The sequence below is a fragment of the Martelella sp. FOR1707 genome (genome assembly GCF_053484265.1).
Genome location: NZ_JBAKFP010000001.1, coordinates 847,257 through 873,984, shown reverse-complemented (window position 1 = coordinate 873,984; position 26,728 = coordinate 847,257). Strand labels below are relative to the sequence as shown.

At 61.9% G+C, this 26,728-nt stretch carries 24 protein-coding genes and 1 pseudogene; 11 read left to right on the top strand and 14 right to left on the bottom strand.

Going from position 1 to position 26,728, the window contains the following annotated elements:
• Window positions 1-227 precede the first annotated feature (227 nt).
• From V6765_RS03900 to V6765_RS03880, 5 genes are all read right to left on the bottom strand, one after another.
• Window positions 228-560, bottom strand: coding sequence for a hypothetical protein (locus tag V6765_RS03900; RefSeq protein ID WP_448426585.1), 333 nt, complete (start codon window positions 558-560; stop codon window positions 228-230).
• 4 nt (window positions 561-564) lie between these two features.
• The gene (locus tag V6765_RS03895) at window positions 565-741 is read right to left on the bottom strand and encodes a hypothetical protein (protein WP_448426584.1); all 177 of its coding nucleotides are present in this window, start codon (window positions 739-741) and stop codon (window positions 565-567) included.
• A gap of 139 nt (window positions 742-880) precedes the next feature.
• Complete coding sequence (locus V6765_RS03890; RefSeq protein ID WP_448426582.1) at window positions 881-1,342, bottom strand: hypothetical protein; 462 nt, start codon at window positions 1,340-1,342, stop codon at window positions 881-883.
• Window positions 1,339-1,791, bottom strand: a complete 453-nt coding sequence (locus V6765_RS03885) for an invasion associated locus B family protein (RefSeq protein ID WP_448426581.1) — start codon at window positions 1,789-1,791, stop codon at window positions 1,339-1,341. The genes V6765_RS03890 and V6765_RS03885 overlap by 4 nt, the downstream gene beginning before the upstream one ends.
• Before the next feature lie 65 nt (window positions 1,792-1,856).
• Window positions 1,857-2,666, bottom strand: coding sequence for a tetratricopeptide repeat protein (locus tag V6765_RS03880; protein WP_448426631.1), 810 nt, complete (start codon window positions 2,664-2,666; stop codon window positions 1,857-1,859).
• 206 nt (window positions 2,667-2,872) lie between these two features.
• On the opposite strand from V6765_RS03880, the gene V6765_RS03875 reads away from it, so the two are divergent.
• Entirely contained in the window at window positions 2,873-3,193 is a 321-nt protein-coding gene (locus V6765_RS03875; RefSeq protein WP_448426634.1) for a hypothetical protein, read from the top strand.
• Here the strand turns inward: V6765_RS03875 and V6765_RS03870 are convergent.
• From V6765_RS03870 to V6765_RS03845, 6 genes are all read right to left on the bottom strand, one after another.
• On the bottom strand, window positions 3,129-3,422 hold the full coding sequence (locus V6765_RS03870; RefSeq protein ID WP_448426580.1) for an SDR family NAD(P)-dependent oxidoreductase: 294 nt from the start codon (window positions 3,420-3,422) through the stop codon (window positions 3,129-3,131). The genes V6765_RS03875 and V6765_RS03870 overlap by 65 nt on opposite strands.
• Before the next feature lie 235 nt (window positions 3,423-3,657).
• A complete protein-coding gene (araD, locus tag V6765_RS03865) occupies window positions 3,658-5,394 on the bottom strand; it encodes an L-arabinonate dehydratase (protein ID WP_448426578.1) in 1,737 nt (578 codons plus the stop codon).
• Window positions 5,391-7,067: a thiamine pyrophosphate-dependent enzyme gene (locus V6765_RS03860; RefSeq protein WP_448426576.1), complete on the bottom strand. Its 1,677-nt coding sequence runs from the start codon at window positions 7,065-7,067 to the stop codon at window positions 5,391-5,393. The genes araD and V6765_RS03860 overlap by 4 nt, the downstream gene beginning before the upstream one ends.
• Window positions 7,068-7,104: 37 nt before the next feature.
• On the bottom strand, window positions 7,105-8,061 hold the full coding sequence (locus V6765_RS03855) for a 2-hydroxyacid dehydrogenase (RefSeq protein WP_448426575.1): 957 nt from the start codon (window positions 8,059-8,061) through the stop codon (window positions 7,105-7,107).
• Window positions 8,061-8,966, bottom strand: coding sequence for a 5-dehydro-4-deoxyglucarate dehydratase (locus tag V6765_RS03850; protein ID WP_448426573.1), 906 nt, complete (start codon window positions 8,964-8,966; stop codon window positions 8,061-8,063). Before V6765_RS03850 ends, V6765_RS03855 begins: the two co-directional genes overlap by 1 nt.
• A gap of 73 nt (window positions 8,967-9,039) precedes the next feature.
• Entirely contained in the window at window positions 9,040-10,569 is a 1,530-nt protein-coding gene (locus tag V6765_RS03845) for an aldehyde dehydrogenase (NADP(+)) (RefSeq protein ID WP_448426571.1), read from the bottom strand.
• A 243-nt stretch (window positions 10,570-10,812) separates the two neighbouring features.
• On the opposite strand from V6765_RS03845, the gene V6765_RS03840 reads away from it, so the two are divergent.
• Window positions 10,813-11,514, top strand: a complete 702-nt coding sequence (locus V6765_RS03840; RefSeq protein ID WP_448426569.1) for a GntR family transcriptional regulator — start codon at window positions 10,813-10,815, stop codon at window positions 11,512-11,514.
• A gap of 85 nt (window positions 11,515-11,599) precedes the next feature.
• Window positions 11,600-12,505 carry a dihydrodipicolinate synthase family protein gene (locus V6765_RS03835; protein WP_448426567.1) on the top strand — a complete coding sequence of 302 codons (906 nt, stop codon included), beginning with the start codon at window positions 11,600-11,602 and terminating at the stop codon, window positions 12,503-12,505.
• A 96-nt stretch (window positions 12,506-12,601) separates the two neighbouring features.
• Here V6765_RS03835 and V6765_RS03830 read toward each other — a convergent pair whose 3' ends face one another.
• Window positions 12,602-12,928 carry an NIPSNAP family protein gene (locus V6765_RS03830; RefSeq protein ID WP_448426565.1) on the bottom strand — a complete coding sequence of 109 codons (327 nt, stop codon included), beginning with the start codon at window positions 12,926-12,928 and terminating at the stop codon, window positions 12,602-12,604.
• Between the two features lie 262 nt (window positions 12,929-13,190).
• Between V6765_RS03830 and V6765_RS03825 the strand changes: the two genes are divergently transcribed.
• From V6765_RS03825 to V6765_RS03810, 4 genes and pseudogenes are all read left to right on the top strand, one after another.
• Window positions 13,191-14,162 carry a Bug family tripartite tricarboxylate transporter substrate binding protein gene (locus V6765_RS03825; protein ID WP_448426563.1) on the top strand — a complete coding sequence of 324 codons (972 nt, stop codon included), beginning with the start codon at window positions 13,191-13,193 and terminating at the stop codon, window positions 14,160-14,162.
• 75 nt (window positions 14,163-14,237) lie between these two features.
• Entirely contained in the window at window positions 14,238-14,711 is a 474-nt protein-coding gene (locus V6765_RS03820) for a tripartite tricarboxylate transporter TctB family protein (protein ID WP_448426562.1), read from the top strand.
• Window positions 14,711-16,246: a tripartite tricarboxylate transporter permease gene (locus V6765_RS03815; protein WP_448426560.1), complete on the top strand. Its 1,536-nt coding sequence runs from the start codon at window positions 14,711-14,713 to the stop codon at window positions 16,244-16,246. The genes V6765_RS03820 and V6765_RS03815 overlap by 1 nt, the downstream gene beginning before the upstream one ends.
• A 352-nt stretch (window positions 16,247-16,598) precedes the next feature.
• Window positions 16,599-17,548, top strand: a pseudogene (locus V6765_RS03810) (integrase core domain-containing protein).
• A gap of 370 nt (window positions 17,549-17,918) precedes the next feature.
• Here V6765_RS03810 and V6765_RS03805 read toward each other — a convergent pair.
• Both V6765_RS03805 and V6765_RS03800 read right to left on the bottom strand, forming a co-directional pair.
• Window positions 17,919-18,839 carry a response regulator gene (locus V6765_RS03805; protein ID WP_448426559.1) on the bottom strand — a complete coding sequence of 307 codons (921 nt, stop codon included), beginning with the start codon at window positions 18,837-18,839 and terminating at the stop codon, window positions 17,919-17,921.
• Entirely contained in the window at window positions 18,832-22,206 is a 3,375-nt protein-coding gene (locus V6765_RS03800) for an ATP-binding protein (RefSeq protein ID WP_448426557.1), read from the bottom strand. Before V6765_RS03800 ends, V6765_RS03805 begins: the two co-directional genes overlap by 8 nt.
• Window positions 22,207-22,542: 336 nt before the next feature.
• Between V6765_RS03800 and urtA the strand changes: the two genes are divergently transcribed.
• From urtA to urtD, 4 genes are all read left to right on the top strand, one after another.
• Entirely contained in the window at window positions 22,543-23,805 is a 1,263-nt protein-coding gene (gene urtA, locus V6765_RS03795) for an urea ABC transporter substrate-binding protein (RefSeq protein ID WP_448426555.1), read from the top strand.
• Window positions 23,806-23,886: 81 nt separating this feature from the next.
• The gene (urtB, locus tag V6765_RS03790) at window positions 23,887-24,813 is read left to right on the top strand and encodes an urea ABC transporter permease subunit UrtB (RefSeq protein WP_018067188.1); all 927 of its coding nucleotides are present in this window, start codon (window positions 23,887-23,889) and stop codon (window positions 24,811-24,813) included.
• Between the two features lie 11 nt (window positions 24,814-24,824).
• Window positions 24,825-25,958 carry an urea ABC transporter permease subunit UrtC gene (urtC, locus tag V6765_RS03785; RefSeq protein WP_448426554.1) on the top strand — a complete coding sequence of 378 codons (1,134 nt, stop codon included), beginning with the start codon at window positions 24,825-24,827 and terminating at the stop codon, window positions 25,956-25,958.
• 11 nt (window positions 25,959-25,969) lie between these two features.
• Window positions 25,970-26,725 (top strand): urea ABC transporter ATP-binding protein UrtD, encoded by a 756-nt coding sequence (gene urtD, locus V6765_RS03780; RefSeq protein WP_448426552.1) that lies wholly within the window; start codon window positions 25,970-25,972, stop codon window positions 26,723-26,725.
• Window positions 26,726-26,728: the final 3 nt, after the last annotated feature.

The following is a 26,728-nucleotide window of genomic DNA, read 5'->3' as shown; positions in this document are numbered from 1 at the left end:
GAAAATGGCCGCGTGAATTCTACCGCTGAACCCCGTTAAAACGGGGAGGATTACCCTAGGGCGTCTTTAAGATTTTGGATTTGAGTAATGGGCCTCTCTTAAATATTAAAACTAATATCACGAACGGCATAAAAATTCTTTTCGCAATTACCACAAAAAAATATACAAGATAACAAATGTTAAAAATTAGGCGTGACAAAATATTAATATTAAATAATTTAAGCAAGCTAAAGGAACTTTCCATTTGCCATTTCTAGAGCAAAAATACGCTCAGGATCATCTGGCTCTAAATACGTTGCCCTGTAGCGATAGTAGTCTTTCCAAAACTCAAATGAGCTACATCCTGCATTTTTAGCCTTATCCAGAAGCCTTAGTTTGCACTCGATCGGCAAATACCAACTCTGGGTTTCTAAAATCGCACTTTCAAGATTACGTCCTACATTCTCGGTATCGAGCGCCTCATTAAAGCTCTGAATTGCATCAGCCCATACCTTTTCATCGGTGACATGCTTTTTTTCAAGCTCAGCAAATTTTGCAATACAAGCATTAAGCATATCCATACTCTCACGGGTTAGGGGGATAATAATTGCCTAGCACCGGACCAATAGGTGTATCCGACAACTCATAAATAACAGTCTGACCATTTACTTGAATCGTATACTTATTTCCTGTTCCAATAAGTCCATTCAGCCTAGAGTTTGAAGAAATATCATTCAAAATGGCTATTTCGATATCATCCATCGACCCAATTTGCGAAACATCACCACCAGAATGTGTTCTGTTATATGCATGCCCACTGTTTACTCGAATATCAATACCATCAACTGACGCGTTTCGCGTCAAATGAGTCCCGCTGCCACTTGTTGAGAACTCGAATGTCCTATTCGGGACACCGCCTACACCCTTCTTGTCGGGCAGCACACGACTGATCTTGGTTGCCGTTCCTGCCGGAATAACGAAAGACGCGACAGTCGTACCGCCCTTGATAGTTCAAAGAACGCAGCCGCCGTTTGCGGATCGCGCACAAAACCGGCTTCGCCGCGCCAGTAGACCAGCCCCATGCGATTGAGCGCGGGCGCAAACGACGCCTCGGAAGTCTTTTGGTAAAGCGCAAGCGCGGCCTTTTCATCCACTGGCCCCCCAGCCCACCTTCCAGCATGCGTGCCAGAAGGAAACCGGCTTCGGCATTGCCGTCCTCGAAAGCTTCCGAAAAATGGCCGCGCGCGGCGGGATGATCGCCTGTGGCAAAGGCCCGGCGTCCGTCATCCAGCGCATCGGCCATGGCCAATGGCGCGCCCATCAGGGCCAGGAACCCGACAACAAGGACAACAAGCCGGCTCATCCGGTCACCTTCGCGCGATATTCGGAATAGGCTGCGGAGAAGCCGCGGAGAGACATTTCGAAATCGACGGCCCGGTCCTTTGCCGTCCAGACCCGGAAACCGGCGTCGAGCCCCTTGCGGAAGGCCGAGAGGACAGCGCCGGAGAGCCGGAAACCCGCATGGCAGCTCTCCCGGTCGCAAACTTCATAAAGAACCTTGAAGGGATGCCCGCCGTCGACGCGGATTTCGATGCCGTTGGCCAGATAGACGCCCAGCGGAGCGCTGGCCACCGCATAGTCGGTCGCTCCGTCTGCCGCCGGAGCGACGCTCAGCAGGAAAACCGGAGCCCCCTCGCCGGCAGCCGCGCTCTGCGCCATCTGGCAATTGCGGTCGCCCGCCTCGGCCGTGCTGCAAATCAGCTCCCAGTCGCCAAAGGCCTCAACCTGTGGAATGCCATTATCCTTCGACAAAACAACTCTAGGGAGTAGAGACAGACACACTGCGCCTGTCACCAAGAAAAAGCGCTGCATCGTGCTTATCCCGCTGAACCGATAGGAACAGCTTTCCACGTGCGGGAAAAGGCCTGCGCTGTTTCAAGAGACTGCGGGTCCATGCGCGTTTCCAGCCTATCGCGCAGTAACCGCGCTTCATCAAGCCCGCGAACAGCGGCCAGATTGGCATAGGCATAGGCCATGGCGATATCCGGCTCGACGCCGGCGCCGGCTTCATAGGCCTGCGCGACCTCCAGCAGGCCGAGCGGATTGCCCGCCGCGGCCGTTATCGAAAACTGCCGGAACGCTTCTTCCGGGTCGGCAGCCACGCCCTCGCCATCGCGATAGGCCATCGCCAGATAGTTGATCGCTGCCACATGGTCCGCCATCGCAGCCTCACGCCAGTAGCCAACGGCCTTTTCGGGGTCCTGGCCGACGCCCCTGCCTTCGGCGTAAAGCAATCCACAATTGAAGAACCCATTGGGGTTTCCGCTTTCAGCCGACTGGCAGATAAGTTGCGCAGCGCGCACATAATCCTGCAGGACAAAGGTACCGTTCAGATGCATCAGGCCGAGCCGATTCTGTGCGTTGGCACTTCCCTTGTCAGCGGCAACGGCATATAGCGCGGCGGCGCGGCGCATATCCTGATCCGTACCAAGCCCCATCTCGAAGAGCCGTCCAAGATAGAATGCACCATCCGGGTCCCCCGATTCGTAAGCATTTTCAAAGGCCTCTACAGCGCCTTGAATATCGCCGGCCTCAAGCTTCTCTATTCCGCCATCGGTATCAGCATGGGCTATTTCCACAATCCCGCAAACCAGACCCACCGCAACAAGGTAACGCATCAGCATCATCAATAATAACTCTCATAGGATGTCTTGATGCATTTATACAAGCAAATCTCCGGTCGTAAACCTCAATCTAAACGAGAATTACAGCTTTTTTATCTCGCTCTTGGCGTTTCGTTCACTGCGCGTTCATAAATCTAGGGTTGTTTCATTATATGCTCAAAAGCCGGTGCGGGTCGTCACCGGTTACAACATCCAACACAGGAGCCCGCTTGAACCGTATCCCCGCAAAGGGAGCCTTCCGGTGGGCGCTGGAGCATGACAAGAACCCGATTTTCGCGCCTATCGAAGACAGCTGGCCGAAACTGTTGAAGAAAGGTAACACCATGGGGCATGAAACAATTCTGGCAATCATTCGCGCGCTGGGGCAGCCGATAAGAAACGCCGCTGCGCAAATTCCAACTGCGGTCATCGCAACCATGGTCGGCGTTCATTTTGCGTCACTGCCCTACCGTTTCGACCACTCCTCTATGCCCTATCTCGACGCGGGCATCCTAGTTGTCGGCTCGCCGCGAACAGCCCGACTAAGTTAATGTTGATCTGTTTTCGGAAATCCGCCACCGACTGGACAAACAAAGGATCGGGGAATGAGCTGCCGGCGTTGTTGACGAGGCCGAGCAGGTTTGCACCGCCCAGTTCCGATCGCACTATTTCCGCGGAGGTGGCGATTGCCTCTTCATCCTCCAGGTCGAAGAGGAGCGGAGTGAAGGCGTCGCCGAATGTCTGTTGAAGCTTTTCGCCGTCCTCTTTTGCGGCGAACACTTCCGAACACCCTCCAGCCTTCTTGAATCAGAATTTCGACTATTCCCCTTCCAACCCCTGTATAGACCCCAGTCACCACAACATTACGCATCGAACGAGCGGCGAGGCAGTCGCCGAAACAGGGCCTATTGCGAGGGCCGAGCGCTTGCTGCGCGCGGCCGAAGCGTCACCCTCCGACAACTCACGCGCGGAAATTCGCGGCGGGATGCTGGCTATGGTCGCCTTGATCCTGGCGTCAGAAGATATCGGGTTCGCCCGCAGTCTTGCCGAAGCCGCGCTCGAGATAGTCGAAATCGCAGCCCTTGTCGGCCTGGGTCACATGCTTCGAGAACATGTAGCCCCAGCCGCGTTGAAAGCGTTGTTCGGGCGGCGACCAGGCGGCGCGTCGGCGCGCGAGTTCCGCTTCGTCCACCAGCATGTTAAGGCTGCGGTTCGGCAGGTCCATGCGCACGATGTCGCCGGTCTTCAGCAGCGCCAGCGGTCCGCCGACGAAGCTTTCCGGGGCCACATGCAGCACGCAGGCGCCGTAGGACGTGCCCGACATGCGCGCGTCGGAAATGCGCAGCATGTCGCGGTAACCCTGCTTGATCAGCGCCTTGGGGATCGGCAGCATGCCCCATTCCGGCATACCCGGCCCGCCCTTCGGCCCGGCATTGCGCAGCACCAGCACCGTGTCGGGGGTGACGTTGAGATCCTCGTCGTCGACCGCTGCCTTCATCTCGGGATAGCTGTCGAACACAAGCGCCGGCCCCTCGTGCACATGGAACTTCGGATCGCAGGCGGCGGGTTTGATCACCGCGCCGTCGGGGCAGAGATTGCCGCGCAGCAGCGCCAGAGAGCCCTGGTGATAGACCGGATTCGACAGCGGCCGGATCACGTCGTCATTGTAGACCTCGGCGGTTGCCAGCGCAGCCGAAAGCGGCTTGCCGGTGACGCCGGTGACCGTGGTGTCGAGCCGTTCCTCGATCTGCTTCATCAGCGCCAGCAGGCCGCCGGCGTAGTAGAAGTCCTCCATCAGGTAATCCTTGCCGGAAGGCCGCACATTGGCGATGAGCGGCGTGACGCGCCCCAGCGCGTCGAGATCGTCAAGCGTCAGTTCCACGCCGGCGCGGCGGGCCATGGCGATCAGGTGGACCACCGCATTGGTCGAACAGCCGGTGGCCATGGCGACGATGGCGGCGTTCCGCACGGCGACCTCGGTGATGATCTTCTCGGGCGTCAGGTTTTCCCAGACCATCTCGACGATGCGCCGTCCGCAGACAGAGCCCATGCGCTTGTGCCCGCTGTCGGCGGCGGGGATCGAGGAGGCGCCGGGCAGCGTCAGGCCCAGGGCGTCGGCGATGGCGGTCATGGTCGAGGCGGTGCCCATGGTCATGCAGGTGCCGACCGAGCGCGCGATGCCGCCCTGGATGCCCAGCCACTCCTCGTCGGTGACATTGCCGGCGCGGCGCTCGTCCCAGTATTTCCAGCCGTCCGAGCCGCTGCCCAGGATGCGACCCTTGTAATGCCCGCGCAACATCGGGCCGGCGGGCAGAAAGATCATCGGCACGCCGGCGGTGGTCGCTCCCATCACGAGGCCGGGCGTGGTCTTGTCGCAGCCGCCCATCAGCACCACGCCGTCGAGCGGGTGGGACCGGATCATCTCCTCGGTCTCCATCGCCAGCATGTTGCGGTAGAGCATCGAGGTCGGCTTGGTGAAGCTCTCGTCCACCGACAGCGCCGGCATCTCGACCGGGAAACCGCCCGCCGCGAGCACGCCGCGCTTCACGTCCTGCACCCGTTCGGGGAAGTGGCCGTGGCAGGTGTTGAGCTCGGACCAGGTGTTGAGGATGCCGATCACCGGCTTGCCGCGGAAATCCTCCTCGGCGTAGCCGAGCTGCATCATCCGCGAGCGATGGCCGAAGCTGCGCAGGTCGTCGGGCGCGAACCAGCGCGAGGAACGCAGGGTTTCGGGTGTCTTCTCGGTCGTCATGGGTTTGTCCTGGCTTGCTGACCGCGCAGACGGCTGACCGTCATACGCGTGGAAATCTGCTCGGGGTCGGTCATCAACTCGATGACCGTTGGGCCGTCATGCTCGAAAGCGCGCAAAAGGGCGGGCCTGAACTCAGGCGTCTCGGTGATCCGCTCATGCGCGGCGCCGAGCCCGCGCGCGATCATCCCGATGTCGGAAGGGGCGATGTCCGTGCCCGAGACGCGGGCGGGGTGTTCGCGCTCCTGATGCATGCGGATCGTGCCGTAAGTGCCGTTGTTGAAAACCAGCACGATGGGCCGTCCGCCATGCTGCACGGCCGTGGCGATCTCCATTCCCGACATCATGAAACCGCCGTCGCCGACAAACGCGATGGCCTGCCGCTGCGGGTCGGCAAGCGAGGCCGCCACGGCGGATGGCACGGCATAGCCCATCGAACCGCAGGTCGAACCGATCTGCCGCCCGGGTCGGCCATAGCGCAGGAAACGCTGTGCCCAGCCGGTGTGGTTACCGGCATCGAGCGTGATAACGGCGTCCGCCGGGATCAGATCGCGCACGTCCGCCATCGCCTGGCCCATGTCGAGCGGGTAGTCGTGCGGCGGCGGCTCGCTGTCGGCCAGATACTCGGCCCGCAGCCTGGCGCACCAGCCCTCGGGCGCTGCGGCGGCCGGCTGGGCGGCCAGCGCCGCCAGAGCGGCATCGGGTCCCGACACCGCCGAGACGGCGGGCGAATAGACCCGGCCGATCTCGTCGGCGTCGACATGAATGTGCACCAGGGTCTGCGCCGGCGTCGGCACGGACAGCGTGGAATAGGTCTTCGTCGTGATCTCGCCTAGACGCGCGCCGATGACCAACAGCAGGTCAGCCTCGGCCAGCCGCTTGACGAGGTTTGGCGCGACGCCGGTCCCGAAGTCCCCGACATAGACGTCGGAGCGGTTGTCGATAAGATCTTGCCGGCGAAAGCTTGTGGCAACCGGCAGGCGCTTGTCGGCGGCAAACCGCAGCAACGCCCCGCAGCCTTCATCGCTCCAGCCGGGCCCGCCGGCCAGCAGCAGCGGCCGCTCGGCCTTCGACAGGGCAGCCATCACGGCGGCGGCGTCACCGGAGCTCAGCGCCGGGATGCTGGGTGCGTAGGGCATCGCGTCTGCGACCTCGACAACGTCGCTCAGCATGTCCTCGGGTAGCGCCAGCACCACGGGGCCGGGCCGGCCCGAGGTCGCCACGCGGAACGCCCGGGCCATGTATTCGGGGATGCGCGCGGCGCTGTCGATCTGCGCGGCCCACTTGGCCACAGGGGCAAACATCCGGCGGTAGTCGATTTCCTGAAAGCTCTCCCGATCCATGGTTTCGCGGCCGACCTGCCCCACAAGCAGGATCATCGGGGTTGAATCCTGATAAGCGATGTGCACGCCCACCGCGGCATGACAGGCGCCGGGCCCGCGTGTGACCAAGCAGATGCCGGGTCTGCCCGTCAGCTTGCCATAGGCCTCGGCCATGTCGGCGGCGCCGGCCTCGTGCCGCGCATTGTAGAGCGTAAACCGGTCGCGCACGTCGTAGAGAGCGTCGAGCACCTCGAGATAGCTCTCGCCCGGCACGCAATAGGCACAGTCGGCGCCGTGGATCAGAAGCTGGTCGACCAGCACCTGCCCGCCGGTGCGCTTGACGGTCTCGGACATGTATTCTCCCTCCCATGATTGTGGAACGTTGTTGCCCTCAGGGCAGCACGATGCAGTCCGGGTCGATGGCCCCGCCTTCGGCATGCGCGCGGATATTGCCCGCCCAGTGCCGCACCATGCGGTCGAAATTGTCAAGCGTGCGCCCCGCCACATGCGGCAGCGTCACCGTGTTCGGCATGTCCAGCAGCGGATTGGGCCCGGTCACCGGCTCGGTCTCGAATACGTCGAGCCCCGCAGCCCCGATCTGTCCCGAGCGCAGCCCTTCGATCAGCGCCGCCTCGTCGACCAGCCCGCCGCGCGACGTGTTGATGAGCACTGCGCCAGGTTTCATAGCCGCAATGGCGTCTCTACCGATCAGGTGCTTAGACCCGGCCGTCAGCGGCAGGTGCAGCGAAATCACATCGGCCCAGCCGATCATCTCGTCGAAGGCCATGAATGAGGCGTCAACCGAAGCGTCCGGCCCGGAGCGCCTGGTATAGGCGATGTCGCAGCCAAATCCCGAGAGGCGTTTCAGCACCTCCCTGCCGATCGCGCCCATACCCACGAGACAGACCCGGCAGCAGCCGAGATCGCGCGCCCTGCGCCAGAGGTCCGGCTGGTTCCAGGCGCCGTTCCGGAAGCTCTGCTGCACCTGCGGCAAGCGCCTCAGCGTCGCCAGCATCAGCGCCAGCGTCGCCTCGGCCACCGTTGGCGCGTTCACGCCTGGAGAACGCGCGACGGTGATGCCGCGCTTGCGGGCGACGTCCAGCGGAATGCCGTCAACGCCGGTTCCCCACTGGTGCACCATCTTCAACGCCTCGGCACCGGCCAGAAGCTCGGCCGGAAAGCGCAATCCACGCGTCACGGCGTAGGTCGCGCCCTCAAGCGCACTTCGCATTTCGTCGGTCTCGATGCTGCTGACGAACCGCAGGTCGAAACCGTCACACAGTTCCTCGATGCGGGCGCGCATTTCCACACTGGCGGGTTCGAGAACGGCAACGGGTCCGATGGGCATCAGCCGCGTCCCTTGATCAGGTCGCGCATCATCTCGACCTCTTCGCCGGTCAGGTCGGTGAGCGGCGCGCGCACGTGCCCGGTCTCGAAGCCGCGCAGGGCGACGCCGGCCTTGATCGCCGAGACGGCGTAACCCGGCTTGCGGTCGCGGATCTTCGCGAAGGGGTAGTAGAACTCCTTCAGCAACTGCTCGCACCTCGCGTCGTCACCGGCAAGGAAGGCGCCGTGGAATTCCAGCGCGGTCTCGGGAACGAAATTGAACACCGCCGAGGAGTAGGTCGGCATTCCCGCGCCGCGATAGGCCTGCGCGAAAAGCTCGTGCGTCGGCATGCCGCCGATATAGGCCAGCCGGTCGCCGAGGCGCACGGTCACGCGGCGGACATTGTCGATGTCGCCAGTGCCGTCCTTGAAGCCGATGAGGTTGGGGCATTCGTCGGCAAGGCGCTCGAGCGTCTCGGCCGAGATCCGCGCCTGGCCGCGGTTGTAGACGATGACCGCCATGTTCGTGGCCTTGCAAACTGCGCGGATGCGGTTGGCCACGCCCTCCTGCGGGCCCTCGGTAAGGTAGTGTGGCAAAAGCAGGATGCCGTCGCCGCCGGCCGCCTCGATCTCGCGGGCGAGATCGCAGGCCATGCGCACGCCATAGCCACAGCCCGCGATCACCGGTCCGTCTCCGGCCACTTCGCGCGCGGCGCGCACCACGCTGACGATCTCTTCCGGGGCGAGCGAGAACATCTCGCCAGTGCCGCCCGCGACGATCAGTCCTGCCACCTTGTGGGGCTTGAGCCATTCGAGATGCGCCTGGAACGGCTTCGGCGCGAAACGATCCTCTGTATCAAATGGCGTCACGGGGAAGGACAGAAGCCCGTGGCGGATGATTTCGCGCAGCGCGTCGGGTGCGATCATGGTGTGTATCTCCTCAATTTTGATATCTTGCCCGCCTGACGCGGAGCATGTCCGGTCGAAGCGGGGCTGAATGTTATTGCCAGCCGGCCGGCATTAGCGCGTCCGGCAGGTTCTGGTAGCTCACCGGGCGCTGGAAGCGGCGGATCGCCATGGTGCCGACCGAGGTCGCGCCGAAGTTCGTGGAGGCCGGGTAGGGTCCGCCATGCACCATAGCGTCGGCCACCTCGACTCCCGTGGGGAAACCATTAGCCAGCACCCGGCCGGCCTTGCGTTCAAGCACCGGCATCAACGCGCGGGCGTCGTCGATATCGCCATCGTTCATATGCAGGGTCGCGGTGAGCTGCCCCTCGAATCCCTTCGCAAGCTTCACCATCTGCGCGGTATCGCTGACGCGGATCACCAGGCCGAGCGGTCCGAAGACTTCCTCGCCGAGCGCGTGATCCTGCAGATAGGTCGCGGCGGTGGTCTCATAGAGGTTGGGCTTTGCGGCGCGGCCTTCCTGCTCGGTGGTGAACACCGGCTTGACCGCGTTGCGACCATCGAAGCGGTCCTTGCCGTCACGGTAGGCTTTGGCGATGCCGTCCGTCAGCATGACCTGGGCCGGGACGTCCTTCAGCGCCTCGGCGGCGGCCGAGACGAAAGCGTCGCCCTCCGGGCCCGCGCCGATCACGGCAATGCCGGGATTGGTGCAGAACTGGCCGGCTCCCATGGTGAGCGAGCCCGCCCAGCCCCTGCCGATCTCGGCGCTCCGGGCCTTTGCGGCTTCCGGCAGCACGAACATCGGATTGACGCTGCCCAGTTCGCCGAAGAACGGGATCGGTTCGGGGCGCTGCGCGCAGAGATCAAACAGCGCCCGGCCGCCGCCAAGCGAGCCGGTGAAGCCCACAGCCTTGATCAGCGGGTGCTGCACCAGCGCAGTGCCGACATCCCGCTTGCCGCCCTGCACGAGGCTGAACACCCCGCCCGGAAGGCCGCAGGCCTTGATGGCCGCCCTGATGGCTTCGGCCACGATCTCGCCAGTGCCGGGATGGGCAGAGTGGCCCTTGACCACGACGGGGCAACCCGCCGCCAGAGCCGATGCGGTGTCGCCGCCGGCGGTCGAGAAGGCCAGCGGGAAATTCGAGGCGCCGAACACGGCCACCGGGCCGATCGGGCGCTGCATCAGCTTGAGATCGGGGCGGGGCATCGGCGCGCGGTCGGGCAGCGCTTCGTCGTGGCGGCGGTCGAGACACTCGCCGGCGCGGATGTGACTGGCGAACAGACGCAATTGGCCGACGGTGCGGCCGCGCTCGCCCTGAAGGCGCGCCTCCGGTAGGCCCGTTTCCTGGGTGCCAATTAGGGTGATCGCCTCCGCGCGGGCTTCGATCTCGTCGGCGATGGCTTCAAGGAAACGCGCGCGCGTTTCGACATCGCTATAGCCATAGGTCCAGAATGCCTCTTCCGCGGCCTCGGCCGCCGCGTTCACCAGTTCCGGGGTTCCAACACCGAAATCATGCGCATCGCCATGCGCGGGCTGCGAGCGGAAGGTCGCCTCTGTCGCCACCCAATCGCCCGCGATCAGGTGCTTGCCGTGCGGAACAAAGCCGGACTTGTTGTCATCCATATTCTTAACCCTCCTGCGTCATGCGGCCGGCCACCCGACCGCGCCTGTCTAAGATGCCCCGATCCGGCGCGAATCACGCGTCCATACCGCGAAGCCCTGCGGGCAATGGGGCGGCAACCGCATCGTCGTGGACTTGTCATGCACTAATATTTTAGTTTATCAGTATGGTCAACAGGCGCGAAAATGCGGTTATATGTAGGCCACAACGGCACGGACAAGAATCTCGGCATGCAGACACCACCAATGACACTCGCGTTCGATATGATGCGGCAGGAGACGGCGATGGGACGCCCGATGGCGTCCTCGCGGATCTATAACGATCTGCGACAGCGCATTCTGTCGCTCGACCTCCCCCCGGGCACCGCGCTGACGCGCGCCGACCTCGCACGCGAATACGACGTCAGCCAGACGCCGTTGCGCGACGCGATGCAGCGGCTCGAACAGGACGGGCTGCTCCGCATCTACCCGCAATCCAAGACGCTGGTGACGCGCATCAATCTCGACCAGATCCGCGAGGCGCTTTTCCTGCGCCAGGCGCTTGAAACCGAGGTAGCAATGAAGCTCGCCAGCAACCCTTCTCGGGCGGTCATCGACCGGCTGCGCGAAGTCATCGCCATGCAGCGACTGGTCGCCGCCGACAAGACCAAGCTGCGCCGTTTCCAGGAGCTTGACGAGTACTTCCACTACATCATGTTCGAGGGAGCGGGCCATCCGAACCTGCATGCCCTGCTTCGTTCGCAGACCGGCGACATGGACCGCGTGCGCCGCCTGCAGGCCCACTCCGAAGAACGGCTCGGGCTGATTCTACAGGGTCACGAGCGCATCGTGGACGCGATCGAGTCGGGCGTAGTCGAGGACGCGATCCGCGAAATTCGCTTTCACACCCACAAACCCGACGACTGGGCCGACGAGTATCGCGCCCTGCACGAGGAATACTTCACCTGACGCATCCGGTCCGTCCGGACGTCGCCAAACAGGCCAGAATTACCGAGGAGAGCGCGGTTCAACCCGGTTCGCGCAGGGAGAGATCATGTCCAGAAAACTCGCCGATACCTGCGGCCTTCACGTGGTTGCGCAGACACCGTTTCTCAATGACGGAACGCTCGACCTTGGGAGCATCGACACGCTGTCAGCCTTTTACTACCGCCACGGCGCTGAGGGCCTGACCGTGCTCGGCGTCTCGGGCGAGGCGCAGAAACTGACCGTGGACGAGACCATAGCTGTGGCCGCTCGCTACGTCGCGGCGGCGGACGGCCACCGGATCATCGCCGGCGTGTCGCACCCGAACCTCGCCACGCTGGTCGAGGTCACGGCCCAGGTCATGGCCGAGGGCGCCGACGCGGTGATGATCTGCCCGCCCGCCGGCATCCGCACCGATGAGGACCTGCTGCGTTATTTCGAGGCGGTCTACGCCCGGATCGGCGATGTGCCGACAGTCCTGCAGGATTTCCCCGCCGCCTCCGGCGTCGTGATGTCGGTGCCCGCCATCGATCGGTTGATCAGCGCCTTTCCCCAGATCGGCGTCATCAAGGAAGAAGATTTCCCCTCCCCCATCAAGATCACGCGAATGCGGGCGGAGCTGTCGCGCCCGGTGCGCATCCTGACCGGCAATAACGGCCAATTCCTGGTGCAGGAGATGGAACGCGGCGCCGATGGCCCGATGGCCGGCTTCTCCTACCCGGAGATGCTGTCAGGCGTTTACGATCTGATGACCGCGGGAAAGCGGGCCGAGGCGCACGACCTCTTCAACCGCTTCCTGCCGCTGCTCAAGCACGAGGCACAAGGCCAGTGGGGCATTGCCCTGCGCAAGGAGATGATGCGCCGCCGCGGCGCGCTGACCTCAAGCGCCTTGCGCGGACCGGGGCCGAAGCTGACCGACATCGACCTCGCCGAACTCGACTTCCTCATTAGCCGCATGGATCTGCCGGAAGCGTGACGGATGACAGCCGGCGCCGCCGAGGGCGCATCGGCCCGAAAGCCTGAGTCGATTTTCGGGCCGATACGAAGATCATGGGGTGGATGAATAAGCCGCTCAGCCACGCTTTGGCGTGAAGAACGGAACCGGAGTCAAAATCTGGTTGATCTGCGAGACAAGGTAACCCGCCTCGGCGCTCTTTTTGAGATAGGCCTGCCATTCCGGGTCCGCCGCCAGCGCCGCGCGCCGCGCCGCCCGGTCGGCGGCATCGTCATAGCACCAGATATGCACGTAGGAGTTGACATCGCCGGTCTCGACCGCGCCGTAGACAATGGGCTCACCCAGATGACGACGCTGCACCTCGAACCCATGCTCGCCGTAGAGCGCGAGGTGTTTCCTGATGGTGCCGGGACGGCAGGAATAGGTGCGGTGGTCATAAATCATTCCGATTTTCTCCATTTATTTCAATAACCTGTCTCGATCGCGCGATGGCTGCCCCAAGGAGGCTTGCCAACCAGTCGCAAATTCATATAGTAATGTATTAGTTGGTCGGGGCGCAAGCGCCGCCAGCAAATCCTGCCCCGGGGAGGCCGGGCCCTGCGAAAGGGCAAGTGCCGCGCGCAAGCGCCACTGCGCGGGCGTCAGGACACTGGGAGGACAGGGGAGGCACCTGCCGACCCCCGAAAAGTCTAGGAGGAAACAGATCATGAAACGCAGCTTCATCGGCGCCCTTGCCGCCATCGCCACGGCCCTTGTGCCGGTTGCAGCCCTTGCGGAATACCCCGAGCGTGACGTGCGCATGGTGGTGCCGTGGGGCGCCGGCGGCGGTACCGACGGCATCGTGCGCAAGGTAACCACGCTGGCCGAGGATAATCTTGGCGGCACGATCTATGTCGAGAACATCGAGGGCGGCAATTCGGCCACCGGCGTCGGCCAGGTGATGAGCGCACGTCCCGATGGCTACACCGTCGGCGCGCTGACCTATGACAGCATCGTGACTGTGCCATGGCAGGGTATGCTTCCGAGCTACCAGATGGACAAGCTCGACCTTATCGCCCGCATCACCAGCGAGGCAGACGCCATTATCGTAGACGCCGATTCGAACTACCAGTCGCTGGATGACCTGATCGAGGCGGCCAAGGCCGACCCGGGCAATATACGCGTGGGCGTTCAGAACCTCGGCGGCCGCGTGCACCTCACGCTGCTGCAGCTGCAGCAGCTCACCGGCGCAGAGTTCCGCATCGTTTCCTACCCGGGCGGCGCGGCCCCGCAGAAGGAAGCTCTGCTCTCGGGGGAAGTGGACGTGGTTCTCACCTCGCTGGGCGACTTCGCCAACCTGATCGAGGACGGCACCGCGCGCGGCATCGTCGAATTTTCGGACGCCAAGAACCCGACCTATGACGTGCCTACCGCCGAAGAGGCTGGCGTCGATCTGCTGAACGGCTCCTTCATCGTGCTGGTGGCCCCGGCGGGTACCCCCGAGGACGTGGTGGCCAAGATCGAGGCCGCCTATCAGGAGGCCTATGAAAGTGCCGAGTTCCAGGACTGGCTCGCTACCATCGGCGTGACACCGAACTGGCTGGCGGGCGAAGAGCTCGATATCTGGGCCGAGGACACCGCGCAGGGCCTCTTTGACCAGATGGACGCACTGGTCGAGACCGGCGTACTGTCGAAGTAACCGGCACCCACCGTACCGCAGGCAAGACTGGCGGCGCCAGGCCCGTTCCGGCGCCGCCCCAATCCGGAGACCATGATGGCCGACCGTGCGCCAATTTTCAGGACAGGCGTCCTGCTGCCGCTCTTCTTACTCGTCGTCACAAGCGTCTACCTCGCCGCCGCCTTTGATATCCGCTCGCAGTTTGCGGGTCCCGGCGAGATGAGTCCGCGCTCCGTGCCGATCCTTCTGGCCTGCCTGATGTATGTCGCCCTGGCGGTGGTGTTCGTCATCGAGTTCCGCAAGCCCACGGCTGATGGTCCCGTACGCGAATTGCTGCGTCCGATGCTGGTGATCGTCGCGACGGCGGGTTACATCGCGTTGTTTCGCCCGCTGGGCTACTGGTTGGCAACGCTCGCCTTCACTTGCGTCCTGTTTGCCATCTTCCACTTTCAGATCCGCAAGCCGCACATATTCGCGATCTGCGCCATCGGCGTCACCGCCCTGTTCTACGGGCTTTTCGCAGGTATCTTCGGCGTCCGGCTGCCCACCCTGACCGACGGGTTCTTCTGATGGACATCTTTGTCGACATTCTGAGCGGCATGAGCGCGCTTGCCGATCCCTACGTCCTCGCCTTCATGGTGGGCGGCTTCCTGGTCGGCACCTTCTTTGGCGCCATGCCGGGCCTTACATCGGTGCTGGCCATCGCGCTGCTGCTGCCGATCACCTACACGATCGACGTCGTGCCAGCGCTGGTTATGTGCGCCTCGATCTTCATGGCGGGCATGTATTCGGGCTCGATCACCGCAACGACAATCAATATTCCCGGCGCGCCGTCATCGATGATGACCGCGATCGAAGGCAATGCGCTGATGAAAAAGGGCTTTGGAGCCAATGCTCTCGGCCACGCCGCGCTCGGATCGATGATCGGCGGCGCGATCGGCGCGGTGCTGCTCATGGCCTTCATGCCGATTGCGGCCGAAGTCTCGCTGCTGATCCGCACGCCGGGAAAGTTTTCCCTCGTCCTGTTTGCGCTCGTCGTCATCGTCATTGTCGACAAGGGCAACATCGCCAAGGGCTTTGTCGCGACTCTGCTCGGCATGATGATCGCCACAGTCGGCATCGACGTTCTGCAGCCGATCCCGCGCTTCAACTTCGGCACGGAGACGCTGGTCGAAGGCATCGATCTCATGCCCCTCGTCATAGGCGCCTTTGCGATCTCCGAGGTGCTCATGCAGTCGGAGAACTGGAAGGATAACCTCAGTTCGACCCTAAGGCAGGTCAAGGACCTCAAAATCCGCCGCCGCGACTTCCTGCCGGCAAGCGCGGAGGTTCGCGAAATCGGCCTCTTCACCTATCTGCGCTCATCGCTTGTCGGCTACGGCATCGGCATCCTGCCCGGTGCCGGCGGCTCGATGGCCGCCTTCGTCTCCTACGCCCTGGCGCGCTCGTCCGCAAAAAAGCCGCAGGACTACGGTCACGGCTCGCGCGAAGGCATCGCCGCTGCCGAGGCCGGCAACAACGCGATGTGCGGCGGCGCCTTCGTGCCCATGCTGATGTTCGGCATCCCGGGCGATCCGACCACCGCCATTGTTCTGGGCGTGCTGGTGATCAACGGCCTGCAACCCGGCCCGCGCCTGCTCGAAAACCAGGCTGAATTGCTGGGTCCGATGCTGGGCTCACTGTTCTTTTCCGCGCTGATCCTGATCCCGCTGACGTTGTGGCTCTTCGGGCCGTGGTTCATCAAGATCGTCTCGATCCCCAAGGGTCTGCTCTATACCGGGATCGCAGTCGTGGCGTTGGTTGGCAGTTACGTGGCAACTTACTCGATCTTTCAGATGTCGCTGGCGGTCCTCTTCGGCATTCTCGCCTACTTCATGCGCAAGCAGAACTATTCGACCGTATCGATGCTGCTGGGCTTCATCCTCGGCCCCGATCTTGAGGAATACCTCAGGCGCTCGCTATCGCTGAACGACGGCAACCCGATGGTGTTCCTGATCAGCCTGGACAGCATTTTCTTCCTCGCGCTGACCGCGTTTTTCGCCTGGGCTATCCTGAGGCGCAAGCCCGCTCGCAGGCAGACTAGCGAGGGAAGTGCCGATGCATAGGTCAACACGTTCGAGCATGCGAATGGCATATTTGCCATCCGAAGGCCGAAGCGCAATTACTAGGAACAAATCGGATTTTGGCAACAATTTTAGATATCCCGGAGTTGGTCAAAATCTCAGGCCTCCCGATCTCAACTGCGGCTGGCAGGCTTTGAAGGAAGCCCGTTGATGTCCCGCTCGATTTTCTCCAGTGCCTCGGCATGGCGAGGAAGCATGTAGCTTTCGCTCAATATGCCGAGCACATGACAGGAACGCCTGTCGGCGAAGACCAATAAATGTGAGCGACCCGAGAGATAGGTGACGTTTTGTACCGGACACATTGGTAACACTTTTCGCTTTGCGGGAGGTGTCGATGCCGTGGAGAGAGAGTTCGGTTATGGAAGAACGTCTACGATTTGTTGCCCGCCTTCTGGAAGGAGAAGGCATGAGCGATGTGTGCCGTGATTTCGGGATTTCCCGCAAGACCGGTTACAAGATCTTCAACCGCTACAGGCAAGAAGGTCTGGATGCTCTTTGCGATCGATCGCGGCGTCCGGTGCGCTACGCCAACCAGTTGCCCGACCAGATCGAGCGGTTGATCGTCGAGACCAAGCGCGACAAGCCGCACTGGGGTGCGAGAAAGATCAGCGAGCTTCTGGTGCGCAGGCTGGCTGGCGAGGTTCGCATCCCGGCGAAGTCGACTGTGCATGCGGTTTGTCCGGCTCTTCAAGGATCGCGGCCAGCCATCGGCGATCAGGAGCGACAATGGCTTGCCTTTTGCCAGTCCCAACGGTCTCTACAACCTGTCAAAGCTCTCGGTCTTCTGGCTCAGGCTCGGTATCGCCATCGAGCGCATCAAGCCGGGCAACCCGCAGCAGAACGGACGCCACGAGCGCATGCACCGGACCCTGAAGCAGGAGACGGCCCGCCCGCCCGGCATGAACGCCCTCCAGCAGCAGGCCAGGTTTGACGACTTCATCTGCGAATTCAATGAAGAACGGGCTCACGAGGCGCTCGACATGAGAACCCCGGCCGAACACTATGCGCCTTCCTCAATACCTTATGAGGGCCTGCCGGACGTAGAATACCCCTTCCACGACCGCGATATCATCGTCACGGCATGCGGCCGTATCTGCATGGCGTGAAAAAAAGATCAATATCTCGACCGTGCTCGCCGGCCAGAAGCTCGGCATCAAGGAAGTCGACGACGGCATTTGGCTGATCAGCTTCATCCGCTATGATCTGGGATATATCGATTTGGAACAGAGAACATTGCAGACCATCGACAACCCGTTCGGCACGAGGTTGTCACCCATGTCTTAGGTACATTCTGTTACCTATGTCTTCGGGCTGTACACACATCAGCATCAAAGGTCTTGAAGGGATTGGGATCTTCGACCCCGTCGAAATCACATAGTTCCGCGTCAAAATTCTACTACACGGACAGCAGCTTGGCCCAATTGGTGTGAGAACAATAGGTGATTACGGACCGGGTCTTTTCTTTACGCGATCTGAACAAAGCTGAGTTTTGTCGAGGGGTCGCTACGCGTCACTGCGGCCCGCCAAAGGCAATTTCCCCTGCATCCGAAAGATGTGCTATGAGCGTGTGGCAGAGGGGTGGACGCCAGTGTTTTCCCTAGGGCGAGTTGTTGAAGACCACGCTGATGAATAAGCGTTCGCTACCGCCACTTTGCTAGCTGTCGCGCCACAGCACCCTCACAGCCATGGTCGCGGCCGAAGTGCGCTTGTCGACCATCAGCTTGTTGAAGATCTGCTCCAGGTGCTTGTTGACGGTGCGGGGCGACATGGCGAGGATGTCGGCGATCTCCTTGTTGGTCTTGCCGTGGGCGATCCAGAGCAGCACCTCCGCCTCCCTGAGCGTCACGCCGAAGGCCTTGGCGAGCTGCTCCTCGTCGGTCCCGCGCTGGCGGTCCACCAGCCGCAGCAGAACCTCCTCATTGTCGTCGTCGGAGAGCAGGCGGAACTCCATGTCGTGACCATTGCGGGAAAACCGCGTGCTCTCGTTGCCGACGGCATTCTGCCCCTCGACGCCCGACAGCCACTCGACGATCTCCCAGGGCAGGTAGGCGTTCTGGTCGGCGCGGATGCCGGCGCGCTGCATCAGCTCGGCGGCCTGGGGCGTCGACCAGAAGATCTTGCCGTTGCGGTCGCAGGCCACAATCCAGCGCCCGGTGGAATCGAGCGCCTTGCGGGCGGAGCGGGCGCGTCGTGCATTGCCGAGATGCACCCGCATGCGGGCGAAAAGCTGATCGAGCACAATCGGCTTGCTGATGAAGTCGACGCCGCCCGCCGTCAGCGCCTTCACCACATGTTCGCTCTCGTTGAAGCCGGTCATGAAGATCACCGGCGTGTCCTCGAAACCCTGCTCGGCCTTCAGAATCTGGCAGGTCTCGAACCCGTCCAACCCCGGCATGATCGCATCCATCAGCACGATGTCGGGGGCGGAGCTGTTGGCAAGCGAGATTGCCTGCCGGCCGCTGTTGCAGGTCAGCACATCCATCCCTTCGAGCTTCAGTGCATCCGACAGCATGAACAGGGCGTCGGCGCTGTCATCGACCACCAGAACGCGGCTTGTTTCCGTTTTCTCAGGCATGGGTCACCTCATCAAGGACAGACAGAAAATCCTGCAGCCGATGATCGCTCAGCAGCTGGCGAATATGGCTGCAGAACGGCGCGGTTGCCGGCGTGGAAATCTCGATCTCGCTCAGCATCGCCTCGATCGAGCGAATAAAGCCCATCCGTGCGAGCGTGTGGAGCTGTTTCAGCTTGTTCGCCTCCGGCAGTTCCTCGGGCAGAAACGTCGTGCGGACTTCGAGCAGGTCCGCCTTGCGGTCATCATCCGTCCAGACGAGCGGAATCAGCGTGGAGAAATGCTCGAACAGTTCCTCGAAGCTGAAAGGCTTGACCAGATAGGCGTCGCACAGGCCGGAATATTCCGGGCGCGTGCGTTCATTGCCGGCATCGGCGGAGACCATCAGGATCGGCAGCTCGCGGTCGAAGCGCTTGCGCACCTGCCGCGCCACCTCCCAACCCGTCATGGTCGGCATGGCGACATCGAGAATGACGAGGTCGGGGGCGTAAAGCGCCAGTGCCGAAAGGCATGCAGGTCCATCGGAAACGGTGATCACGCTGAAACCGAGCGGCCGCAGCACGTCCTCCAGCAGCGCGCGCTGGGCCGGATCGTCGTCGGCGACAAGAATGGTGCGCCGCGGGCCTTCATAGCCGCTGATCGCGGAAATCGACGAAGAGTTCTCGACCGGCTCCTTGGCAGAGGACAGCATCAGCCGGATCGCCACGTAAGTGCCCTTGCCGACGGTCGAGCGCACCACCAGCTCCCCGCCCATGATCTCGACCAGAAGCTTGGTGATGGTCAGCCCCAGCCCGGTGCCCGGCGGGCGCGAGGAGTTGGCTGGCTGCTCGGCACGCTCGAACGGCAGGAACACGCGTTCGATATCGGTTTCGGAGATGCCGATCCCGGTATCCTCGATCTCGAATGTCGCCACCTGTCCGCGATAGGAAAGGGTGAGGCGCACCTCGCCGTGATCGGTAAACTTGATGGCATTCGACAGGAGGTTGATTAGCACTTGTCTGAGCCGTTTGTCGTCGGTGAAGACGTAATCCGGCACGTTGGACGTGGCGTTGAATTCGAAGCCAATGCCCTTGGCCTGCGCCTGCAGCGAGAACATGTCGACGATCTGGTCGAGGAAGGGGCGCAGCGCAATCTTGTGGCGGAAGATCTCCAGCCTGCCGGCCTCGATCTTCGAAATGTCCAGCAGGCCCTCGATCATATCGGCGAGATGCTCGCCGCTGCGCTTGATGGTGCGCGCAGCGTTGTGGATATAGACCGGCAGCCCCTTCTGGCGCTCCAGCAATTGCGCATAGCCGAGGATGGCGGAAAGCGGCGTGCGCAGTTCGTGGCTGAGGCCGACGACATATTTGCTCTTCGCCTGATTGGCGGATTCAGCCTGCTCCTTGGCCTTCTGCAAAAGCTTGCCGGTCTCGTCATGGGCGATGATTTCGTCCATCAGCATGCGGGTGTGCTTGCGGGATTCGTCCTCGGCGAAATTGCGGCTCTCCTGCGCGAGCACGAACAGCCAGACGATGATGCCGGAGATGATGAACAGGATGACGAACAGCTTCCACATCACCGCCGCGATATGCTGGGCGGGCAGCGCCGGATCGAAGGTCGACTGGAAATAGATCAGCCAGAACACCGTTCCGATCAGCGCCGTGACGATGGTCTGGACCGCGATATAGCGCGCCAGCCGGCTTTCGACGAAGGCGGCGAGGCTCTGCGGCAGGAAGGCTGTCGCAAACGAACGAACCTGATCCTTCAGCCGCGCGTCGGTCTTGCAGGCATCGCCGCAACGGGCATCGAGCGTGCAGCAGAGCGAGCAGATCGGGCCGGAATAGACGGGGCAGCGCGCCATGTCCTCGCTGTCGAAATGGTGCTCGCACAGGCAGCACTGGATCATTGCCCCGCTTTGCCAGTCGGATGGCGGCTCGCGGGCGATGTAGTAGCGGCTGCTTGTGGCAAGCGCGATGGCGGGTGAGAGCACGAAGGCGGAGATCAGCGCGACGTAGATATAGACATGGGCAAGCGTTTCGCCGAAGAAGCCGAAATAGGCCGCAAGTCCGGCAAGGACCGCCATGCACATCGATCCGAAACCGACAGGATTGATGTCGTAGAGATGGGCGCGCTTGAACTCGATGCCCTTGGGTGAAAGCCCGAGCGGCTTGTTGATGACGAGATCGGCGACGATCGCCGCCATCCAGGCAACCGCGACGATCGAATAGAGCCCGAGCGTCTGTTCGAGCGCCTTGTAGACGCCGAACTCCATCAAAAGCAGGCCGAGCATGACGTTGAAGACCAGCCACACGACGCGGCCGGGATGACTGTGGGTCAGGCGCGAGAAGAAGTTCGACCAGGCGATGGAGCCGGCATAGGAATTGGTGACGTTGATCTTCATCTGGCAGATCACGACGAAGATGCCGGCAAGGCCGAGCGCGAGTTCCGGCGAACCCAGCATTTCGCGAAACACGCTCAGATACATTTGCGTTGGGTCGGAGGCATCGTGAAACAGCACGCCGTGCTGGAAGGCGAAGAAGGCAAGGAAGGAGCCGCCGAGGATCTTCAGCCCTCCGATCACGATCCAGCCCGGGCCCGCCGTCAAAAGTGCGGCCCACCAGCGCAGGTGCTGCCCCTTCTTGCGGCGCGGCAGGAAGCGCAGGAAGTCGACCTGCTCGCCGATTTGCGCCACAAGCGAAAACAGGACAGCAGAAGCGGCGCCGAAATGGACGATGTCCGGGCTGCCGTCCGAATTGCCCCACAGGCCGGAATAGCCGGTCCATTGCCGGACCGCGGTGTGACTTTGGGTGGCGATGAAGATGAAGGGCGCAAGCTGCAGTATCACCCAGAACGGCTGGGTCCATGCCTGGAACCGGCTGATGAAGGTGACGCCGTGAGTCACGAGCGGAATGATCACCAGCGCACTGAGGATATAGCCGATCGAGAGCGGCAGCCCGGTGCAAAGCTGCAATGCTGTCGCGACAATGGCAGCCTCTATGGCGAAGAAGATGAAGGTGAAGGTCGCGTAGATCAGAGATGTGACCGTCGAGCCGATATAGCCGAAGCCCGCGCCGCGCGTCAGAAGGTCGATATCGACGCCGTATTTGGCGGCATTATAGGCAATCGGCACGCCCATCAGGAAGATGATCACGCAGCTCACCACGATCGCGGTCACCGCATTGGCGAAGCCATAATTGAGCGTTATCGCGCCGCCGATCGCCTCCAGCGCCAGAAACGAGATCGCCCCGATCGCCGTATTGGCGATGCGCCAGCTCGAAAACCGCCTGACCTTATAGGCGGTGAAGCGGAGCGCGTAGTCTTCCAGCGTCTGGTTGGCGACCCATTTGTTATAGGTCCGGCGATTGCGCGGTATGCGCTCGGCGGTGGTCAAGCTGCGGTATCCCCCGTCATCAGATCCCCTTCATCGGCACGGCCCACGTCTTTGCGGACGCAAGTTCCGTTCCACATGCTGCCCTGGCGGCAGTCTAAAAAAGTTTGCGGTATCGTTTCGGCGGTCCGGTCATTTGCCCCATCCCGAATATTGCCGCCGCTCCAGGCCGATAATCGCATCCCCTGCTCATCTGGCCTGACGCTACGGGCAAAACGCTCCAGGGCCAATACGTCAAACGCTCCATTGTTGCGCCGCATCATTCCTGGCGACACTTCCCCTCAGTTGGCGATGAGCCAGCGCGAGTTCCGAAACCTAGAGACACGAAGAGGCTCTGCCATGAGGGATGAACTTCACAAACATACGCTATCGATAGCGCGACGGGCCCTGCTCGCCGGGCTTGCGGCGCTGCCGTTGATCGCCACTTCGGCGTTCCCGGTCGCGGCGCAGGAATACCCCACCGCCGAGGTCAACACGACCGGGCTTGCCGTCACCGACGATACCGTCACGGTCGGCATCCTCCATTCCGTCACCGGCACGATGGCGATCAGCGAGACCGGCTCCGTTCAGGCGGAAAAGCTTGCCATCGAACAGATCAACGCATCGGGCGGCGTGCTTGGCCGCCAGATCGAGTACATCCAGGAAGATGGCGCATCAGACTGGCCGACCTTCGCCGAAAAGGCGAAGAAGCTGCTGGTGCAGGACAAGGTTGCCGCCGTGTTCGGCTGCTGGACTTCCGCCTCCCGCAAGGCCGTTCTGCCGGTGTTCGAGCAGTATAACGGCATGCTCTACTACCCGACCTTCTACGAGGGTCTCGAAGAAAGCCCGAACGTGATCTACACCGGTCAGGAAGCGACCCAGCAGATCATCGCCGGCATCGACTGGGTAACAAAGGAAAAGGGCGCCAAGAGCTTCTACCTGCTCGGCTCCGACTATATCTGGCCGCGCACCTCCAACAAGATCGCCCGCAAGCATATAGAAAAGCTCGGTCTGGAAGTCGTCGGCGAGGAATATTATCCGCTCGGCCACACCCAGTTCAACTCGGTCATCAACAAGATCAAGCTGAAGAAGCCTGATGTGATCTACGCGATCGTCGTCGGCGGCTCCAACGTTGCCTTCTACAAGCAGCTGAAAGCCGCAGGCATCGACCTCACCGAAGAAGATCCGCTGCTGCTCACCATCTCGGTGACCGAAGACGAAATCCTCGGCATTGGCGGCGAAAACATCACCGGCGCTTATGCCACGATGAAGTACTTCCAGAGCCTCGACAACGACAACAATGCCGAATTCGTCTCCGCCTTCAAGGAGATGTGGGGCGACGATATCGTCATCGGCGATGTGACCCAGGCCGCCTATCTCGGCCCCTGGCTGTGGAAGGCCGCGGTTGAAAAGGCCGGCTCCTTCGACATCGACAAGATCAAGGAAGCCTCGCCCGGTATCGAACTCACCTCCGCGCCGGAAGGCTATGTGAAGATCCACGACAATCATCACCTGTGGTCCAAGACCCGCGTCGGCCACGCCCTGCCGGACGGTCAGTATGAAGTGGTCTACGAGACCGAAGAGCTGATGGAACCGAACCCGTTCCCCGAAGGCTACCAATAAGCCTTGCCTGCGCTGCCTGGAAAATCGGGCAGCGCCTTTCCTCCGACCTTAAGACCCAAGCTTCCAACCCGTGAGGCCACGATGATTGGCGACTATACGATTGGCGAATTTTCTTCCATCCTGGCCATGCAGGGATTTGCGGGCCTCAGCCTGTTCTCCGTTTTCGTGCTCATGGCGCTGGGCCTTGCCATCATCTTCGGCCAGATGGGCGTCATCAACATGGCCCATGGCGAGTTCATGATCCTTGGCGCCTATGTCACCTATATGTGCTCGCATGTGGTGACGGCTTATGCGCCGGCGCTGTTTCCGATCTACTTCTTCATCGCGATGATCCTCGCCTTCATGGCCACCTTTGCACTCGGCGTGCTGGTGGAATGGGCAATGATCCGCCATCTCTACCGGCGGCCACTCGATACGCTGCTCGCCACCTGGGGCCTGTCGCTGATCCTGCAGCAGATTTACCGCTCCGTCTTCGGCGCACGAGAGGTCGGCGTCACGCTACCCGACTGGATGATGGGCTCGCTGGCGCTCACCGGCATCATCGAAATCCCGATCAACGGGCTGTTCGTCATGGTGCTGACCTTCATCGTCGCCTTTGTCGTCTATTTCATCATGTTCCGCTCGTCCTGGGGCAAGCAGGTGCGCGCCGTTCTGCAGAACCGCGTCATGGCCGGCGCCGTCGGCATCAACACCAAGCGCGCTGACCGCATGACATTCGGCCTTGGCTGCGGCATTGCCGGCATTGCCGGCGCTGCCTTCACCATGATCGGCTCCACCGGGCCAACCGCCGGACAGCTCTATATCGTCGATACCTTCCTCGTGGTCGTCTTCGGCGGCGCGGGCAGCCTGATCGGCACCATCGCTTCCGCCTTCACCATCAGCCAGGCCCAGTCGACGCTCGAATTCTTCCTGTCGGGCTCGATGGCGAAGGTTCTCACCCTGCTCACCGTGGTCTGCATCCTGATGATCCGTCCGCAGGGCCTGTTCACCCTCAAGATCCGCCGCTGAGGAGATAAGCCATGAAAGCCTTTGACGTGTTGTTTTCCAAGCGCGAGTGGGTCGCCTTCTTCATCCTCGCCGCCCTCATCCTCGTGGTGCTGCCAAGCCTGCTCGATGTGTTCCGCCTCAACCTGATCGGCAAGTATCTCACCTATGCCTTCGTCGCGCTCGGCCTTGTGCTCTGCTGGGGCATGGGCGGGATCCTGAGCCTCGGACAGGGCATCTTCTTCGGTCTCGGCGGCTACTGCATGGCGATGTTCCTGAAGCTCGAGGCCTCGACGCCGGAAGCGACCGCGATCCAGTCCACGCCCGGCATCCCGGATTTCATGGACTGGAACCAGATCACGCAACTGCCCTTCTGGTGGCAGCCCTTCCATTCGCTCGCCTTCACCCTCGTCGCGATCGTCGCCGTGCCAATGATCTTCGCCTTCATCATCGGCGCCGCGATGTTCAAGCGGCGCGTCGGCGGGGTTTATTTCGCGATCATCACCCAAGCGATCGCCGCGATCCTGACGATCCTGATCATCGGTCAGCAGGGCTATACCGGCGGCGTCAACGGCATCACCGACCTGCGCACACTGCTCGGTTGGGACATCCGCACCGACGATGCCAAGGTCGTGCTCTATTTCGTCAACGCGTTTCTTCTTCTTGCCTGCCTGATCCTGGCCCAGGGCGTGCGCATCTCGAAATTCGGCCGGCTGCTGGTCGCCATGCGCGACCGGGAGGACCGGGTGCGGTTCTCCGGCTATTCGGTCGCCAACTTCAAGATCTTCATCTTCTGCCTGTCCGCCGGACTTGCGGCCATCGGCGGGGCGATGTTCACGCTTCAGGTCGGCTTCATGTCGCCCTCCTTCGTCGGCATCGTGCCCTCGATCGAAATGGTGATCTTCTGCGCGGTCGGCGGGCGCGTGTCGCTGTTCGGCGCGATCTACGGCGCGCTGATCGTCAACTACGCCAAGACCACCTTTTCCGAAAGCTTCCCGGAACTCTGGCTGTTTGCCATGGGCGGCCTGTTCATCGGCGTCGTCATGGCCTTCCCCAACGGTCTTGCCGGTCTCTTCCACGATCATGTGGAGCCCGCACTCGGCCGCGCCTTCGGCAGGTTCCGCTCCTCCCGTTCCGACGATACCCCCGCCACCGAACCGGCCCAGTGAGGACGACGACCATGAACGCCCCTACAGCGCAGAAAGACTTCCTCCTGAGTGTCGAACGCCTCACCGTCTCCTTTGACGGGTTCAAGGCGGTCAACGACCTCTCCTTCTATGTCGATGAAAGCGAGATCCGTGTGATCATCGGTCCCAACGGCGCCGGCAAGACCACCGTGCTCGACCTGATCTGCGGCCGCACCAGGGCGACCGAGGGCAGCATCAACTTCGACGGCCACGAGCTGACCGGCATGGCCGAGCACCGGATCGTCCACGCCGGCGTCGGCCGCAAATTCCAGAACCCGTCGATCTATGAGGACCTGACGGTGTTCGAGAACCTGGAGCTTTCCTTCCCGCGCGGGCGCAATGTGTTCGGCGCGCTGTTCTTCCGCCGTGACGCTGAAGTGCGCGACCGGGTGGAGGAGGTGGCCGATATGATCTTCCTCAAGGATCACCTCGATACCGAGGCCGCCATCCTCAGCCACGGCCAGAAACAGTGGCTGGAGATCGGCATGCTGCTGATCCAGAGCCCGAAGCTCCTGATGCTCGACGAGCCCGTTGCCGGCATGAGCGTTGCCGAGCGCATCAAGACCGCCGAGCTTTTGAACACCATCATCCAGAACCAGTCGGTGATCGTGATCGAGCACGACATGAAGTTCGTCGAGGACATCGCCCACCGGGTGACGGTCATGCACCAGGGCAAGGTGCTGTCGGAGGGCTCGATGGCGCACGTGAAGAACGACCCCAAGGTCATCGAAGTCTATCTCGGCCACTAGGAG

Bases quoted from the DNA above. Each gene is read 5' to 3' on its own strand.
- V6765_RS03845 (WP_448426571.1), bottom strand. From the start codon at position 10,569: ATGGATGACAACAAGTCCGGCTTTGTTCCGCACGGCAAGCACCTGATC.
- V6765_RS03860 (WP_448426576.1), bottom strand. From the start codon at position 7,067: ATGTCCGAGACCGTCAAGCGCACCGGCGGGCAGGTGCTGGTCGACCAG.
- V6765_RS03815 (WP_448426560.1), top strand. From the start codon at position 14,711: ATGGACATCTTTGTCGACATTCTGAGCGGCATGAGCGCGCTTGCCGAT.
- V6765_RS03830 (WP_448426565.1), bottom strand. From the start codon at position 12,928: ATGATTTATGACCACCGCACCTATTCCTGCCGTCCCGGCACCATCAGG.
- V6765_RS03805 (WP_448426559.1), bottom strand. From the start codon at position 18,839: ATGCCTGAGAAAACGGAAACAAGCCGCGTTCTGGTGGTCGATGACAGC.
- V6765_RS03895 (WP_448426584.1), bottom strand. From the start codon at position 741: ATGGATGATATCGAAATAGCCATTTTGAATGATATTTCTTCAAACTCT.
- V6765_RS03820 (WP_448426562.1), top strand. From the start codon at position 14,238: ATGGCCGACCGTGCGCCAATTTTCAGGACAGGCGTCCTGCTGCCGCTC.
- V6765_RS03825 (WP_448426563.1), top strand. From the start codon at position 13,191: ATGAAACGCAGCTTCATCGGCGCCCTTGCCGCCATCGCCACGGCCCTT.
- urtA (WP_448426555.1), top strand. From the start codon at position 22,543: ATGAGGGATGAACTTCACAAACATACGCTATCGATAGCGCGACGGGCC.
- V6765_RS03835 (WP_448426567.1), top strand. From the start codon at position 11,600: ATGTCCAGAAAACTCGCCGATACCTGCGGCCTTCACGTGGTTGCGCAG.
- V6765_RS03850 (WP_448426573.1), bottom strand. From the start codon at position 8,966: ATGATCGCACCCGACGCGCTGCGCGAAATCATCCGCCACGGGCTTCTG.
- V6765_RS03880 (WP_448426631.1), bottom strand. From the start codon at position 2,666: ATGATGCTGATGCGTTACCTTGTTGCGGTGGGTCTGGTTTGCGGGATT.
- urtB (WP_018067188.1), top strand. From the start codon at position 23,887: ATGATTGGCGACTATACGATTGGCGAATTTTCTTCCATCCTGGCCATG.
- urtD (WP_448426552.1), top strand. From the start codon at position 25,970: ATGAACGCCCCTACAGCGCAGAAAGACTTCCTCCTGAGTGTCGAACGC.
- V6765_RS03855 (WP_448426575.1), bottom strand. From the start codon at position 8,061: ATGCCCATCGGACCCGTTGCCGTTCTCGAACCCGCCAGTGTGGAAATG.
- V6765_RS03900 (WP_448426585.1), bottom strand. From the start codon at position 560: ATGGATATGCTTAATGCTTGTATTGCAAAATTTGCTGAGCTTGAAAAA.
- V6765_RS03890 (WP_448426582.1), bottom strand. From the start codon at position 1,342: ATGAGCCGGCTTGTTGTCCTTGTTGTCGGGTTCCTGGCCCTGATGGGC.
- V6765_RS03840 (WP_448426569.1), top strand. From the start codon at position 10,813: ATGACACTCGCGTTCGATATGATGCGGCAGGAGACGGCGATGGGACGC.
- urtC (WP_448426554.1), top strand. From the start codon at position 24,825: ATGAAAGCCTTTGACGTGTTGTTTTCCAAGCGCGAGTGGGTCGCCTTC.
- araD (WP_448426578.1), bottom strand. From the start codon at position 5,394: ATGACGACCGAGAAGACACCCGAAACCCTGCGTTCCTCGCGCTGGTTC.